Origin of the sequence: Microbacterium imperiale (assembly GCF_017876655.1) — a bacterium.
Taxonomy (GTDB): domain Bacteria; phylum Actinomycetota; class Actinomycetes; order Actinomycetales; family Microbacteriaceae; genus Microbacterium; species Microbacterium imperiale.
This window is the reverse complement of record NZ_JAGIOK010000001.1, coordinates 1,768,885-1,783,291: the sequence shown is the minus strand read 5'-3', so window position 1 is coordinate 1,783,291 and position 14,407 is coordinate 1,768,885. Positions and strand designations below refer to the sequence as shown.

Annotated in this window: 15 protein-coding genes; 8 read left to right on the top strand and 7 right to left on the bottom strand. The window is 70.9% G+C overall.

Features of this window, described 5'->3' with window-relative positions; translation table 11 throughout:
* Positions 1-226: 226 nt before the first annotated feature.
* The 3 genes from JOF37_RS08745 to JOF37_RS08735 all read right to left on the bottom strand — a co-directional run bounded on the left by JOF37_RS08745 (position 227) and on the right by JOF37_RS08735 (position 2,760).
* Positions 227-1,663 carry an HNH endonuclease signature motif containing protein gene (locus JOF37_RS08745; protein ID WP_210006466.1) on the bottom strand — a complete coding sequence of 479 codons (1,437 nt, stop codon included), beginning with the start codon at positions 1,661-1,663 and terminating at the stop codon, positions 227-229.
* 194 nt (positions 1,664-1,857) lie between these two features.
* The gene (locus tag JOF37_RS08740; RefSeq protein ID WP_210006465.1) at positions 1,858-2,106 is read right to left on the bottom strand and encodes a hypothetical protein; all 249 of its coding nucleotides are present in this window, start codon (positions 2,104-2,106) and stop codon (positions 1,858-1,860) included.
* Positions 2,107-2,262: 156 nt separating this feature from the next.
* Positions 2,263-2,760 (bottom strand): DUF1990 domain-containing protein, encoded by a 498-nt coding sequence (locus JOF37_RS08735; RefSeq protein ID WP_210006464.1) that lies wholly within the window; start codon positions 2,758-2,760, stop codon positions 2,263-2,265.
* Positions 2,761-3,003: 243 nt separating this feature from the next.
* Here JOF37_RS08735 and rpmB point away from each other — a divergent pair, with 243 nt between their 5' ends.
* Genes rpmB through rpsN form a run of 3 tightly spaced genes read left to right on the top strand, consistent with a single transcriptional unit; the run spans position 3,004 to position 3,720 of the window.
* A complete protein-coding gene (gene rpmB, locus JOF37_RS08730) occupies positions 3,004-3,240 on the top strand; it encodes a 50S ribosomal protein L28 (protein WP_005051771.1) in 237 nt (78 codons plus the stop codon).
* Positions 3,240-3,410, top strand: a complete 171-nt coding sequence (gene rpmG / locus JOF37_RS08725) for a 50S ribosomal protein L33 (RefSeq protein ID WP_005051772.1) — start codon at positions 3,240-3,242, stop codon at positions 3,408-3,410. The genes rpmB and rpmG overlap by 1 nt, the downstream gene beginning before the upstream one ends.
* A 4-nt stretch (positions 3,411-3,414) precedes the next feature.
* A complete protein-coding gene (gene rpsN / locus JOF37_RS08720) occupies positions 3,415-3,720 on the top strand; it encodes a 30S ribosomal protein S14 (RefSeq protein ID WP_112617610.1) in 306 nt (101 codons plus the stop codon).
* 101 nt (positions 3,721-3,821) lie between these two features.
* Here the strand turns inward: rpsN and JOF37_RS08715 are convergent, their stop codons facing one another.
* Genes JOF37_RS08715 through otnK form a run of 3 tightly spaced genes read right to left on the bottom strand, consistent with a single transcriptional unit; the run spans position 3,822 to position 6,509 of the window.
* Entirely contained in the window at positions 3,822-4,628 is an 807-nt protein-coding gene (locus JOF37_RS08715; RefSeq protein WP_245338130.1) for a DeoR/GlpR family DNA-binding transcription regulator, read from the bottom strand.
* A gap of 4 nt (positions 4,629-4,632) precedes the next feature.
* Complete coding sequence (locus JOF37_RS08710) at positions 4,633-5,280, bottom strand: class II aldolase/adducin family protein (RefSeq protein ID WP_210006463.1); 648 nt, start codon at positions 5,278-5,280, stop codon at positions 4,633-4,635.
* Positions 5,277-6,509, bottom strand: a complete 1,233-nt coding sequence (otnK, locus tag JOF37_RS08705; protein ID WP_210006462.1) for a 3-oxo-tetronate kinase — start codon at positions 6,507-6,509, stop codon at positions 5,277-5,279. Before otnK ends, JOF37_RS08710 begins: the two co-directional genes overlap by 4 nt.
* A 183-nt stretch (positions 6,510-6,692) precedes the next feature.
* On the opposite strand from otnK, the gene JOF37_RS08700 reads away from it, so the two are divergent.
* The 5 genes from JOF37_RS08700 to JOF37_RS08680 all read left to right on the top strand — a co-directional run bounded on the left by JOF37_RS08700 (position 6,693) and on the right by JOF37_RS08680 (position 13,240).
* A complete protein-coding gene (locus tag JOF37_RS08700) occupies positions 6,693-8,054 on the top strand; it encodes a homoserine dehydrogenase (protein ID WP_245338129.1) in 1,362 nt (453 codons plus the stop codon).
* A gap of 89 nt (positions 8,055-8,143) precedes the next feature.
* Positions 8,144-9,472, top strand: coding sequence for an SLC13 family permease (locus tag JOF37_RS08695; protein WP_210006461.1), 1,329 nt, complete (start codon positions 8,144-8,146; stop codon positions 9,470-9,472).
* A gap of 98 nt (positions 9,473-9,570) precedes the next feature.
* Entirely contained in the window at positions 9,571-10,674 is a 1,104-nt protein-coding gene (locus JOF37_RS08690) for an alpha/beta hydrolase (RefSeq protein ID WP_210006460.1), read from the top strand.
* A 210-nt stretch (positions 10,675-10,884) separates the two neighbouring features.
* Positions 10,885-11,172: an HU family DNA-binding protein gene (locus JOF37_RS08685; protein ID WP_036304753.1), complete on the top strand. Its 288-nt coding sequence runs from the start codon at positions 10,885-10,887 to the stop codon at positions 11,170-11,172.
* Positions 11,173-11,266: 94 nt separating this feature from the next.
* The gene (locus JOF37_RS08680) at positions 11,267-13,240 is read left to right on the top strand and encodes a bifunctional copper resistance protein CopD/cytochrome c oxidase assembly protein (protein WP_210006459.1); all 1,974 of its coding nucleotides are present in this window, start codon (positions 11,267-11,269) and stop codon (positions 13,238-13,240) included.
* Between the two features lie 22 nt (positions 13,241-13,262).
* Here JOF37_RS08680 and JOF37_RS08675 read toward each other — a convergent pair whose 3' ends face one another.
* Positions 13,263-14,396 carry a hypothetical protein gene (locus JOF37_RS08675; RefSeq protein WP_271175012.1) on the bottom strand — a complete coding sequence of 378 codons (1,134 nt, stop codon included), beginning with the start codon at positions 14,394-14,396 and terminating at the stop codon, positions 13,263-13,265.
* Positions 14,397-14,407: the final 11 nt, after the last annotated feature.

The window sequence follows — 14,407 nt, the reverse complement described above, 5'->3', positions numbered from 1 at the left end:
GACGCGCGCAGTGGGTCACACACGGGGAGCCGCCGCCCGCGCGCTTCGCGTGATGCGGAGGCGGCACGCCAGCGGGCGTCGTCACCAGGTGACCGTGGTGTCCCGGGGGCACGCAGGTACGTCCCGCCGAAGGAGATGCGGCGTCGCCGAGCGCATCTGCGCGGGCGCGCGCGTGGGCACCCGGGTCCTCAGTGTCCTTGAGTCCTCGGGTCCTCGGGTCCTCGGGTCAGAACGGCGGTGCGTCACCCAACGGTGGTGAGGTCCGCGGTGGCGGATCGATCGCCGGCGCGAATGCGACCAGCGGTGGTGGTGCGTCTTCGCGGTAGACCCTCCCGGTGGGTGAAGTCCACACGAGCAGTCCTCCCGCGAGCTGTCTCACTCGCCAGCGGGTGTGGTGTTTGACGTCGTGATGTCTTTTGCACAGCTGCGCGAGATTGCACACATGGGTGGGTCCGCCGCCCGATGCCGCATGAGTGTGGTCTATTTCGCACCGGATGGCGGGTTGCCGGCATCCGGGGAATCGGCAGTGCCGGTCTCGTGCTCGCAGGAGGCGCCGCATCGCCGCGGTCGGTTGATAGGCGTCGCACTCGAGGACGGTTCCGGTGACGGGGTGGGTGAGGAGTCGGTCCCAGACGGTGTTGTCGCCGGCGAGTTCGCGGGCGGTGGCGGCGTCGATGGGGGAGCGTCCGACGAGGTCGGCCGGCCCGTCGTCTTCACCGGTCAGGGTGAGGGCGGAGACGACGACCTGCACTTTGGCGCGGATTGCGCCGAGCGTCCCGTCTCCGTCGCCGGTCGCCGTGGGGTCGACCGCGGGCGTTCCCGCGAGCAGCAGGTCGGCGAACACGTCGGCGCGGACTTGGTCCATCGTGCGGGTGTCGCCAGCGAACGACAAACCGCCCGCCCTCGCTGCTCCCGCCGCAGTTGCGTCACTCGTCGCCCCTTCGACCGTGCCCGACGCCGCCCCGTCGTCATTCCCGGCCGAATCGGCCTGCGGGCGGGCGTCGATGATCTCCCGTGCCTGTCGCGTCAACCGGTCGACGACCCCTTCGGCGATCACGGTCGGCAGCGTCGCGATCAGGTCCGACATCCCGTCCGCCCCCGGCTGCACGCGCACGCATCGCCCGGCCGCAGCAGCCTCGTGCCGCTCGCTGAATGACCGTGGATGCAATCTCTCCGCGAGGTGCACCAGCGCGTCTCGCACCCGGTTCGGCGTCTCGCCCTCGCACCGCTCGATCGCGGCCCGCTCGAACTCGCCGAGCACCTCGATCGGCACGACACACCCGGCGTCTTGGATCACCCGCACATGCCCCCGGGTGATGCGACCCGCTTCCCAGGCGTCCATCGTCGCGGGGTAGTGCTCGACGAGGTCTCGCGCTTCGTCGATCCGTCGTTGCAGCGTCCGGTCCGTGGTGACGAACACTCCCGCGAGTTCCGCTGCGATGCTTCGCAGTGCCATCTCGCGGGCCTTGACCCTCTCGTCGGCCCCGGCCGTCTGCTGCTCGGCCAGCCGTCCCGCCGCGGCGAGCACCCGCACCTCGCGGATCTGCACCGCGCGTGCGGCATCCGTGACACCGGCGGCGTCGGCGACGAGTTCCGCGAGTGCGGCGACATCCGCGTCGCTCCCGCTCCCGCTGTCGCTACCGACCTCGCCATTCGAATGCATGTTCGAATAATGCCATGAACCTCCGACGTCGCGATCCGGGCGTGTGACATGCCGCTGCGGCCACGGACAAGAAGGCGATGGGGTCGGATGAGTTCTTTCACATCGCCCGGGCGATGAAGGTCACGTGAAGCGACTGCTCGAGATGCCGCTGCAGTCGCAACAGTCACCCTCCCGCAACTGATCCGCCGGAGCGGTCAATTGCTCCGACGGCGCGCGCCCGCCGCCGGCTGCCGGCGCCGACTGACGAAGGCGATGACGGCGAGCACCGCGCCCGCGATCGCGTCAACGTCGGCGACCCAGTAGTACCCCGCTACCGCACGTGCTTCCCGTGGGGTGTCGACGTGGGCGGCGGAGAACAGCGCCCACGCCAGGGCCACCGCGGCGCCCAGGCAGATCAGAGCCGCCGCACCCAGTCGAGATAGTTCCGGCGGCGATGTGGTCACGGTCGAATTCTTGGGCGTCGCGTTGCCATGCTGCAAGAAATCGCGCCGCGGTTGGCACAGTTCCGCTAGTTGCGAGAGGAAAACCGATCACCGCGTCGTCGACATGATCGACGACTCGCTCCCCGAGGGAGCCACCATGGGCCACTCGCCCTCGGCTCACCGACCGGGAATCCGATCCTCGCGCCGAAGGGCGCTGAGGTAGCGCGTCCGCACGATCACCTGCACGATGCGGACGGCCGGGTAGGCGAGCCGCCAGATCGGTGTCGGCGCCGGCCGGGACAGTGAGCGCAGCGTGAAGCGAACGTCGTCGCCGTGTCGCGTGAGAAGGAACGCTTCCTCGCCCTCGAGCGGGTGGCCGGGGAGTGCCAGGTAGACGTAGCCCACCCGGTCGCGCTCATCCGCGAACGCGACGACCTCGACCGGCTCGCGGAGCGTGAGCGGGCCCCACCCGACCTCGAGCCAGTGCCGTCCGCCCTCGGCCGCCGGCAGGTCCGGCACCACGCGGAACCCGCTGCGCGTCTTGACCCGCCAGGCCAGCAGATCGGCGCGCGCCCGCTGCCAGACGGCGTCGCCCGAGCCCACGGGAACGGTCTTCTCGAACCGGCGGAAGCCGCCCGGCCGGGCGTTCCACTCGTCGCGATGCGGAAGGCTCATGCGGACAGCATCCCATCCGCGTCACCGCATGGCGGACGCTCCGAGGCGCCGGGCCGGATGCCGCGTCGCCCGCCCGGCCGCGGGGACGCGCCGTGCTAGACTGACTGTTTGTCTGCGCGCACTCCAGCACGCAGTACGTACCCACTCCCCATCACGCGGCCCGAAACGGCCGGATGAGGCGCGGGTGCAGACAAGGGATCTTGGGTGGCATCGTCCGGTGTCACGGTACTAAGGAGAATCACTATGGCAGCAGTGTGCCAGGTGACCGGAGCGGTTCCCGGCTTCGGTCACAACATCTCGCACTCGCACCGCCGGACGAAGCGCCGCTTCGACCCGAACGTGCAGAAGAAGACCTACTACGTTCCTTCGCTTGGTCGCAAGATCACGCTGAACGTCTCGGCTAAGGGCATCAAGGTCATCGACGCCCGCGGCATCGAGTCGGTCGTGAAGGACCTCATCGCGAAGGGTGTGAAGCTCTAATGGCGAAGAAGGCTCAGGACGTCCGTCCGATCATCAAGCTCCGTTCGACCGCCGGTACGGGGTACACCTACGTGACGCGCAAGAACCGTCGCAACAACCCCGACCGCATCGTGCTCAAGAAGTACGACCCGGTGATCCGCAAGCACGTCGAATTCCGAGAGGAGCGCTGATCTCATGGCTAAGAAGAGCAAGATCGCGCGCAACAACCAGCGTGAAGAGGTCGTCGCCCGCTACGCCGAGAAGCGTGCCGAGCTGAAGAAGACGCTCGTCGACCCCAACGCGACCGACGAGGCCCGTGAGGCCGCCCGCGTCGGCCTGCAGAAGCTCCCGCGCAACGCGTCGCCGGTGCGCATCCGCAAGCGTGACGCCATCGACGGTCGCCCCCGCGGCCACCTGTCGAAGTTCGGCATCTCCCGCGTCCGCTTCCGCGACATGGCGCACAAGGGCGAGCTGCCCGGCGTGACCAAGTCGAGCTGGTAAGCGGCCTGCATCACAGCACCGAAACCCCCGTTCCGAGATTCCTCGGGGCGGGGGTTTCGCCGTTCCCGGGCTCGGGTCGGCGGATGCTGCCGGGCGCAGGCTCAGCGCGGGGCGCGGACGACGTCCACGCCGGCCGCACCCAGGTCCGCGGCCGCGGCATCGGGCAGTCCGGCGTCGGTGATGACGGTGCCGACCTCGTCGAGACGCAGAGCCCGGTACTTGGCGAAACGGCCGTACTTCGAGCTGTCGGCCATCAGCACCGACCGTTCCGCCGACTCCACGGCCGCGCGCTTGGCCTCGATCTTCGCCTCGACCGGCGTCGTGACGCCGTGGCTGAGGTCCCATGAACTCGATGAGATGAACGCGAGATCGAGGGAGAGCTCCGCCAGCGAGAGCCGGGTGAGCCTGCCGATCGTGGAGAGATTGGTCTTGTCGACGCGGCCGCCGACGCAGATGAGGTCGACGCTCGGATGATCGATGAACGCCTGGACGGTGGCGAGGTCGTTCGAGACGACCGTCAGATCGACGACGTGGTCGAGGTGCGGCCGCATCGCCTGGACGGTCGTTCCGGCGTCGAGGTAGACCGTCATGGTGTCGCGGACGAGGCCGGCGGCGCTCCGCGCGATCGCGGACTTCTCGGCGACATCCGTAGCGGCCTTCTCGGCGCGGGGCGGCTCCGACAGCAGACGGGGGGCGAGCTTGACGCCACCGGTCGTGGAGTGGGCCAGCCCCTGCTCCTCGAGCGCCGCGACATCCCGCCGCACCGTCATCTGGCTCACGCCGAGCAGATCACTGAGCTGACGGAAGCTCAGCACGCGTTCGCGGTGCAGGTGCTGGATGATGGTCGCTCGCCGCTGGTCGGGGATCATCGGTGCAGCATCCGTCATCGACATCCCTTCCGTCGTCATCAGCCTACTGATGCGCGTCGTCGGTCCAGGGCATGTTCCAGCGCTGCGTGATGGCCGCCACCTGGTCCGCGGCGATGAGGCGTCGGGGCGCTCCCAGGGTCATCAGGGCGATGCGGCACGCCTCCTCCAGCTCGATCGTACTGTCGACCGCGGTCGGGGCGTCCTCGCCGCTCACGACGGCGCCGTGATTGGCCAGCAGTGCCGCGCGGAACGGATGCCGGCTGCCGGTGATGAGCTCGCCCATGGCGGGGTCGCCCGGAGGCACGAAGTCGAGCAGGGGCACCTGGCCGACGCGCATCAGCGCGTACGGGGTCAGGGGCGGGACGGCGCTGTGCTCGGACCACGGTTCGAGGCACGACAGCGCGACCGCCGAGGGGGAGTGCACGTGCACGACGGCGGTGTGCGTCGGGTTCTTCGCGTACAGCGCGAGGTGCAGCGACACCTCCTTCGACGGACGGGCGCCGCCGACGTGCGTGCCGTCGAGCGAGAGCTCGGCGAGGTCGGTCGGCTCGAGCGCGCCCAGCCGGGTGCCGGTGCCCGACATGAGCACGCGGTCGCCCGTGCGGATGCTGACGTTGCCCGAGCTTCCGGGACTGAGGCCGGCCTCGACGAGGGCACGGCCCGCCTGGATCAGTGCGTCGGCGGCGTTCATGCGAGAACCTCCCATGCCGTCGTGAAGAGATCGTCCGCGCCGAAGTTGCCGCTCTTGAGCGCCAGCGCGACGCGGTGCCCATCGCCCGTCGAAGCGGTGCTCCAGCAGACCCCCGGCGCCAGCTGGGGCCCGATCTCGAGCATTGAGATGCCCAGGCGCTGCACGACCGCTCCGCTCGTCTCGCCTCCCGCCACGATGATGCGGTGCACGTCGTTGCTCGCGACGAGCTGCGACACGACCGAGGCGAGCACGTCCTCGACGGCGGACGACACGTCGGCGGAGCCGGCCCGCACGTCGGTAAGCTCCGCGACCGAGTACACGACCGGGACGGCATCCGTCGGCAGTCCGCGCACCCAGGCGGCGACGGCGGCCGCTTCGTCCTGCGGGTGATCGACGGCGCGGTCCAGGTCGATCCGGCGCATCGCCGCACCGCCCGCCGCGGCGTCAGCCAGCTGCGCTCGCGTCTTGCGTGAGGCCGAGCCGCACACGACGAGGCGACCCGGGCCGACCGGGGCGAGGGCGCCTGTCGCGGCTCCGACGGGAGCGTCGATGCCGGCGGCCAGCGCCGCCCCGCCCGAGAGGACGCGCAGGTGCGAGGAGGCGGCGGCGATCACCGCGAGGTCCTCGTCCGTGACGGCGTCGATGATCACGTAGCCGGGCTGGGCGTCGTCGATGGCGGTCCGAAGCGCCCCGACCCCCTCGTGAACCACGTGCAGCGGGATCTCGGTGATCGCCGCGCTGGTCTGCGGCGCCAGGATGTCGCGCACCCGCGACTTGGTCATGGGCGTCAATGGGTGGTGCCGCATGGACGAGTCCTCGAGGAGGTCGTCGCCGACGTAGAGCAGCCCCTCGCGGACCGTCCGACCATTCGCGGGGAACGACGGGACGACGACGGTGCGGTCCGCTTCCAGCCGCGCCAGCACGGCGTCGAGGACCGGACCGATGTTGCCCTCGTCGGTCGAGTCGAACGTCGAGCAGTACTTCACGTAGACGCGTTCGGCTCCGGCGTCCACGAGGCGGTCCACGGCCCGCAGCGATGCGGCGATCGCGGTCGCGACGGGCGCGGTGCGGGTTTTGAGAGCGACGACGACCGCGTCGGCGTCCGCGAGTCGAGCGGGATCGACGGGGCGGTCCTCGATCACGACGACGGCACGCATCCCGCGTGCGCGGAGGGTCGTTGCCAGGTCGGTCGCGCCGGTGAAGTCGTCGGCGACGGCGCCGATGTACATGGGAAACCTCTTCGTTCGGTTCGGCCGGGGGGACTGCGATGCCGCCAGCGGGCGACGAGACCAGTGTATGTGATTATTTGAGACTATTTTTGACAATCTGTGAGAACCCGTTACAGTTGCAGGCGCTCCCCGAGGTCCGTGCCGGATCCTCGACAACTCTCGACGACGAAACCAGGAACAACGGTGATCCAGAGCCCGGCGCCCCGCCGTACCGCCGTCATCCGCATCGCGCTCACCGGCGCGAACGGCGGGTACGGACGCACCCTTCTCGACCAGCTGCAACGTCTTCCCGACATGACCGCGGCTCAGCTCGTCGACCCCGACGTCGACGGCGTCGTGCGCATGCTGACCGCGCTCGGCGTGAGCGAGGACGGCTTCGTGCACGCGGCATCCGTCGCCGAGGCGGCTGCCGCCGTCGACGCGGGCAAGATCGCCGTCATCGGCGACGGCGCCCACATCGCCTGGACGCACGCGGACGTGCTGGTCGAGGCGACTGGGCGCATCGAGGCGGGTCACGCGTACGCCGAGGCAGCCCTCGACTCGGGCACCCACGTGGTCATGGTCAGCAAGGAGATCGAGTCGGTGGCCGGCGTCGCGCTCAGCGCCCGGGCACGTGAGCGGGGCCTCCGGTACCTTCCCGGCGACGGCGACCAGCCCGCCAACCTCCTCCGCCTGGTCGAATGGGTGCTCGGCGTCGGGTTCGACATCGTCGCGCTCGGCAAGTCGGGCGAGTACGACCTGGTGTTCGATCCCGAGACGGGGATCGTGAACCAGAACGGCGTCGCCGTGTCGGCCCCGGCTCTCGCCGACCTGCTCTCGCTCGGCGACGATCTGCCCGCGACGCTCGCCGCCCGAGCGGCGGCGGTCGCCGACCTCAAGCGCGCCGCGGCCGCCGACTCGTGCGAGATGAACGTGGTCTCGCTCTACACGGGGGCGGTGGCCGACATCGAGGCGATGCACTACCCGGTCGCCCGCCCCGACGAGCTCGCCGACATCTACGCCGAGCGCGCGGACGGCGGCATCCTCGCGTCCACCGGCGTCATCGACGTGTTCTCGATGCTGCGCCTGCCGGGCGAGGCGAGCTTCGCGGGCGGTGTGTTCGCCATCGTCCGCACCGGCGATGACGTCACGTGGGACATCCTGCGCGGCAAGGGCCACGTGGTGAGCCGCAACGGCCGCTACGCCTGCATCTACTGGCCCTATCACTTCATGGGCGTCGAGACTCCCCTCACCGTCGCGGCCGCCGTCGACGGAACAGCTGCGACGCCGGAGCCCCGCCAGCACACCGTGCTCGCCGCGCGCACGACCGCCGACCTCGCCGCCGACACCGTGTTCCGCGTTGAGGGCCACCACCACGAGATCTCCGGCGTCGCGCCGGTGATCGTCGCGCCCGACGCGGGCGAGGTCGCACCGTACTACCTGCTGTCGGGAGCCCGCCTGCGTCGCGATGTCGCTGCCGGCTCGCTCGTCACGCTCGCCGACCTCGAGGGAGTGCCGACGGGGGCGCTCGCCGCTTACCGGGCCGGCCTCGCGCTCGGCCACTGATCCACCCGACAACCGACCCCTTCGACCTGGAGATCAACGTTGATGCACCGTGACCTGACCGCCCTTCCGACCGGGGGAGGGGATCCCGCATGACCGTGGAGATCATCGCCCTGGTCGTCCTCGTTGCCGTCTTCGCCATCTCGGCGATCCGCAACGTCCACATGGGCGCGCTCGCGCTCGTGGCCGCCGTGCTTGTGGGGGTGCTGCTCGTGGGCGAGCCCCTCGACGACGTCCTCGGCGGCTTCCCCGTGGACGCCCTGCTGATCCTGCTGGGCATCACCTACCTGTTCGGCATCGCGCGCACGGTCGGAGCGGTGGACTGGCTCGTCGACCGCTCGGTGCGACTCATCGGCGACCGCGTCGCCCTGATCCCGTGGGCGATGCTCGTCGTCGGCACGCTGGTCGCGTGCCTGGGCACCTCGCACGCCGCGTTCACCATCGTGCCCATCGCGATGAGCCTCGCGCACAAGCACCGCATCCACACGACGATGATGGGCATCGTGATGAGCTCGGCGATCGTGGGCGGCGCCCTCGCCCCGACGAGCATCGTCGGTATCACCGTCATGACCGTCGCGAACGCGGCCGAGATCCCCTACAACGCCGGCCTCATGTTCGCTCTGTCGATCGGCGTCAACGCCCTCGTCGTGCTCGTCGCGTTCTTCATGTTCGGCGGACGCGAGCTGATCGCGCGCGGACGTGCCGCCAAGGCGGCGCGGACCTCCGGCGGCGCGGCCTCGCTCGGCGGGGTCGGGGGCGGCAGCGGTGTGACGGGCGTCCTTCCCCAGACCGCTACGCAGAAGCTCACCGGCTACCAGCTGCTGACGCTGATCTCGATCCCGGTCCTGGTCATCGCCTTCTTCACGCTGACGATCAACGACGTCGACCTCAACCTCGGCGCCGTCGCGCTCACGATCGCCGTCCTGCTGGCGTTCATCAACCCGAAGGTCGGCCGCGAGGCGCTCGGCAAGGTCGACTGGGGCACCATCCTGCTGCTCGGCGGCATCATCACGTACGTCGGCGTCCTCACCCGCCTCGGTGCGATCGACCAGCTCGGCGAGGCGGCCCGCTCGGTCAGCGTGCCGATCATCGCGGCCGTCGTCCTGTGCGTCATCGCGGCCCTCGTGTCGGCGTTCGCCTCGACCATCGGCATCATCGGCGCGCTCGTCCCGCTCGCGGTGCCGCTGCTCGTGCCCGGCGGTGGCCTCGAGATGACCGGCTTCATCTACGCGCTGGCGATCTCGGCGTCCCTCGTCGACTGCGCCCCGTTCGGGACGACCGGTGCGACGATCGTCGCCTCGGGTCCCGAGGAGGACCGACCCCGGCTGTACCGGCACCTCATGATCTGGGGTCTGTCGATGGTCGTCATCGGCCCGGTGATCACCATCCTGCTGTTCGTCGTGCCCTTCCTCGGAGCCTGACACCGCGCACCGCACGCCGCGATGGCCCGGATCTCACTCGAGACCCGGGCCATCGACGCGTGCGCCCTCGATATCCTCGACGGACCGGGAGGAGCATCATGCCGCTGGATCCATTCTTCGCCGAGCGCCTGCGCACCCACCGTCGCTACCTGCTGCGGCAGGCGTGGCGCTCGCTGACCTCCCGGTTCGCCGCGGTGCGGCCGAGCGCGGGCCGTCCCCCCGCGGCGGACGGCGTCCCGGGCGCCGCGTCGACGCCGCCGACCGAGACCGCCCCCGCCGCCCCCGCGAAGTCCGCCCCGAAGCGGGTGATGACCCCGCGCGAGCGCCACCGCAAGGCCGCGCTGTCGTGGGACCGGCAGGAGCTGCGCACCGTCGGCACCCCCGGCCCGCCCATCGCGACGACCGAGCACCTCGTGCCGGTGCCCGGCTACCCCGACGTGCGGGTGCGCGTGTACCGGCCCAGCACGCTCGTCGCCGGTGAGCCCGCCCCCGCGTGCCTCGTCTTCGGCGGCGGGGCGTTCCGCATCGGCGGCATCGACTACCCGACGGCGGATGCCGCCTGCCGGCGCCGTGCTGAGGCATCCGGTGTCGTCCTCATCGCGGTCGACTACTCGCTCGCGCCCGAGCACCGCTATCCGACGCAGATCGAGCAGGCGCACGCCGCGTGGGAGTGGGTCCACGACGAGGCCGAGGCGCTCGGGATCGACCCGCGCCGCCTGGGGGTGTCGGGGGCCTCGGCGGGCGGCAACATCGCCGCCGCCCTGACCCTCATGAACCGCGACCGCTCGCGCCATCCCATCGCGGTGCAGATCCTCGAGGTGCCCGTCACCGACCTCACCGGCCGCTGGATCGACCTGCGCGCGACCTACGCGCTCGGCATCCCCGCATTCATCGCCGTGCGCGAACTGGTGTCGGTCGCGCGCACCTACCTCGGCGACCGCCGTCGCGCTCACGAGTCGTACGCGTCGCCGATGCGGGCCGCGTCGCACGCAGACCTGCCGCCCGCGGTCGTGCTCACCGCCGAGTACGACCCGCTGCGGCGCGACGGCGCGGCGTACGCGGCCGCGCTGCGCCGCTCGGGCGTCGAGGCGAGCGCGACCCGGTACCTCGGGGTGACGCACGACACCCCGATCTTCGTGGGGGCCCTTCCCGCGGCGCGGCGGTGGGAGGCCGAGGTGGTCGCGGCGCTGCGGCGGATCTGACCGATTTCGACGTCACATCTGCCCCACCCGCCCCCGAATCGGGCGACACGCCGGGTCAAACGGGTCGTGCAGGCCCGGAAATCCGCGAAATTCCGCGGAATCCGCGTATATTCGGGACCGGTCGAACGACCAACCGCGGGACGCGAGTCCCCGGGAACCACCCACGCTGTCGGCGGCGCGTCCGTCGTCCGCCGTCTGGAGGACAACCCTATGGCTGACAAGTCCATCACCAAGACCGAGCTCGTTGCGAGCATCGCCAGCGCCACCGGTCAGAGCCAGGCCGCCGTTTCGGGCGTGCTCGACTCGCTCTTCACGACCGTCTCCGAGGCCGTCGCCAAGGGCAGCAAGGTCTCGATCCCGGGCTGGATCGCCTTCGAGCAGGTCGACACCGCCGCTCGCACCGGCCGCAACCCGCAGACCGGCGAAGAGATCAAGATCGCCGCGGGCAAGCGCGTCAAGGTGACCGCCGGCTCGAAGCTCAAGGCCGCCGTCAAGTAATCGACGACGATTCATCGGAGGGGGATGCCGCGCGGCATCCCCCTCCGTCGTTCGCGCCCGGCTCGGTCACCGCGCGAGCGCCTAGGCTTGTCGGGTGGAATCCCGAGCGCAGCGCATCGCCGGACCGGCGATCCTCGCCGTGTCGGCCCTCATCGTCGTCCTCATCGGACTCGCTGCCGGTGGCGGCGCGGCGCCGCTGCAGCTGCTCGACCCCGGCCCCGTCGTGCGCTGGGGTCTGCCGGTCATCAAGCTCGTGGTCAACCTCACGGCCGCCGGCATGGTCGGCTCGCTCGTCGTCGCGCTCTTCGCGCTGCGGGCGGGTCAGCGGCCGTTCGAGGTCGCGCTCGACACGGCGTCGGTATCGGCGGCGATCTTCACCGTGGCCAGCGCCGCGACCGCCTTCTTCACGTTCCTCAACCTCTTCGGCTCCGCTCCCAGCGCCGGGGCCGAGTTCGGCCAGCAGCTCGGCCGCTTCCTCGTCGAGACCGAGGCCGGGCGGGCCTGGCTGCTGACGACCATCGCCGGCGCGGTGCTGACGGTGCTGACCTTCGCCGTGCGCGGCTGGACCAGCACCCTGCTCGTGGCCGTGCTGGCCGCGGCATCCCTCGTCCCGATGGCCACGCAGGGCCACTCCGGCGAGGAGGCGAACCACAACACCGCCGTGGTCGCCCTCGCCCTGCACATCGTCGCGGCGGCGGTGTGGCTCGGGGGCCTGATCCTGCTCGTGGTGATCCGTCCCGTCGTCGATCGCGCCGACATGGTCAGGGTCGTGTCGCGGTACTCGAGCATCGCGCTCGCGGCCTTCGTCGTCGTCGCCGTCTCGGGCACCGTACGCGCGGCCGTGGGCCTCGTGTCGCCCGAGAACCTGCTCTCGCCCTACGGTGCCCTGCTGGCCGTGAAGGTCGTGGCGCTCATCGCGATGGGTGTGCTCGGGGCGTCGTATCGGCGTCGCCTGATCGCCAAGCTCGCGTCGGCGGGCGCGGCACGGATCTTCTGGCTCCTCGTCACGGTCGAGATCGCCTTCATGGGCATCGCCAGCGGTGCGGCGGCCGCGCTCGCGCGCACGCCTCCGCCCGTCGACACGGCGCTGCCCGAAGAGGCGACGCCGGCCCAGGTGCTCACGGGCGCGGCGCTGCCCCCCGAGCTGACGATCGACCGCTGGTTCACGATGTGGGACATCGACCTGCTGTGGGTCTTCGTCGTCGGCTTCGGTCTGTTCTTCTACCTCGCCGGCGTGTGGCGGATGCGCCGGCGCGGCGACCGCTGGCCGCTCTACCGCACCCTGCTCTGGGCCTTCGGCATGCTGCTGTTGCTGTGGGTGACGTGCGGTCCGATCAACGCCTACCAGGACTACCTGTTCAGCCTGCACATGGTCGGCCACATGCTGCTGTCGATGGCGATCCCGCTCTGCCTCGTCGCCGGCGCGCCGGTCACCCTCGCCGCACGGGCCATCCGCAAGCGCGACGACGGCACCCGCGGCGGCCGCGAGTGGATCCTGTGGGCGGTGCACACGCCGTTCTCGCGGGTCGTGACGCATCCGGCGTTCGCGTCGCTGATGTTCATCGGATCGCTCTGGGTGTTCTACTACACCGATCTGTTCCGGTGGACGCTGTACGACCACCTCGGGCACGAGTGGATGGTCGTCCACTTCCTGCTCTCGGGGTACCTGTTCGTCCTGTCGCTCATCGGCATCGATCCGGTCCCGTACCGGCTGCCGTACCCGTTCCGCCTGCTGACCCTCATCGCCGTCATGGCCATGCACGCCTTCTTCGGCATGGCGATCATGATGTCGTCGGGGCTGTTCGCCGCGGAGTGGTTCGGCGCGATGGGACGCACCTGGGGGCCGACGCCGCTCGAGGACCAGTACATCGGCGGCGGCGTCGCCTGGTCGGTGGGCGAGATCCCGACGCTCATCCTCGCGATCACCGTCGCCATCCAGTGGAGCCGTTCCGACGACCGGATGCAGCGCCGCCGCGACCGGCAGGTCGACCGCGCCGGCGACGCGGAGCTCGAGCAGTACAACGAGCGACTGGCCGAGCTGGCCCGTCGCGACGTCGCGCGACGCTGACGCCCGGGTCGCGTCGCTGCCCTCAGCCCTGGTCGGCCGAGACCTGGATCGACGCGGTGCCGTCGGGCAGGATCGTGATCTTGCCGGTGAGGAAGAACTCCACGTCCTCCGACACCGTGTTCAGTCGGCCGTCGTAGAGCGAGCGGATGTCGACGTCGATGTGCGCGACGGCTCGGGTGCGGGGGATCGCCCACTGGGCGCCGTCGGGCACGACCTCGATCTGCGGGTTCTCGGCGATCGACCACTGCGGCGCGCCCTCGACGCGGTTGCGCACGAAGTAGCCGAAGGGGCAGCCGGTGGGCTGCAGCACCTGCTGCGTCGCGCACGACGCGAGGAACTCGTCGACGCGCTCCTGCACGACCCCGACGAACTCCGGCGTCGGCTCGGCCTGCAGGTCGACGGGGACGGACTTCATCGGCGCGTCCGAGAGCACGGCGACGCCCGCTGTCGCGGCGGTCGCGGTGTCGACCGAGATCGAGTAGGCGCCGGGCGAGAACACCAGCATCGACACCGGCACGAGCGGGTCGGCGTCGAGCCCCTCGGGCGCGACCTGCCGGGTGTCGAGCTCGAAGCCGTTCACGGTGAAGCGCGTGGCGCCCCGCACGGTGAGGTCGATCGCCGCGAGCGGGCTGCTCGCGAAACGCCACGCCGGCGCGACCCCGATCCAGCCGTTGCGTTCGACGTCGAACTGCGTCCGGCCCCGGTGGCCGTTCGCGAGGTACGTGACGGTCACCTCGGTGACGTCGCCGCGAGGGCGCTCGCCGATGACCGAGACCTCCGAGAGGGGCGCGAGGGCGGCACGGCGCAGCAGCACCTCGGATGCCGTCGAGGGGAGCTCGGCCGCGGCGAGGTCGGCGGAGTCCAGCGCGACGCCGGGGATCTGCAGTGCGTCGGCGGCGCTGCCGGTGCTCAGCAGCGACAGGTACCGCTCGACGAAGGCCGACGGGCTGTACAGCTGGCGGTACACGACGACACCGCCGGCGGCGAGCCCGCCGAGCAGCAGCACGCCGAGGACGCCGATCGCCGTCAGCTCGAGGGCGAGGCTGCGGTGGCGCTTGCGCGCGGGCGCGCTCCGGCGACCGCGCGCCGACGGGGACGGATCGCTGTCCGTCGCCTCGCCGCCCGCGGCATCCGCCGTCGTCTGCGCCTCATGCACGGGTCAAGTCT

Coding starts and splice junctions, on each gene's coding strand:
- rpmB (WP_005051771.1), top strand. CDS start 3,004: ATGGCAGCAGTGTGCCAGGTGACCGGAGCGGTTCCCGGCTTCGGTCAC.
- JOF37_RS08745 (WP_210006466.1), bottom strand. CDS start 1,663: ATGCATTCGAATGGCGAGGTCGGTAGCGACAGCGGGAGCGGGAGCGAC.
- JOF37_RS08715 (WP_245338130.1), bottom strand. CDS start 4,628: ATGACGACGGAAGGGATGTCGATGACGGATGCTGCACCGATGATCCCC.
- JOF37_RS08695 (WP_210006461.1), top strand. CDS start 8,144: ATGACCGTGGAGATCATCGCCCTGGTCGTCCTCGTTGCCGTCTTCGCC.
- rpmG (WP_005051772.1), top strand. CDS start 3,240: ATGGCGAAGAAGGCTCAGGACGTCCGTCCGATCATCAAGCTCCGTTCG.
- JOF37_RS08735 (WP_210006464.1), bottom strand. CDS start 2,760: ATGAGCCTTCCGCATCGCGACGAGTGGAACGCCCGGCCGGGCGGCTTC.
- JOF37_RS08690 (WP_210006460.1), top strand. CDS start 9,571: ATGCCGCTGGATCCATTCTTCGCCGAGCGCCTGCGCACCCACCGTCGC.
- rpsN (WP_112617610.1), top strand. CDS start 3,415: ATGGCTAAGAAGAGCAAGATCGCGCGCAACAACCAGCGTGAAGAGGTC.
- JOF37_RS08710 (WP_210006463.1), bottom strand. CDS start 5,280: ATGAACGCCGCCGACGCACTGATCCAGGCGGGCCGTGCCCTCGTCGAG.
- otnK (WP_210006462.1), bottom strand. CDS start 6,509: ATGTACATCGGCGCCGTCGCCGACGACTTCACCGGCGCGACCGACCTG.
- JOF37_RS08685 (WP_036304753.1), top strand. CDS start 10,885: ATGGCTGACAAGTCCATCACCAAGACCGAGCTCGTTGCGAGCATCGCC.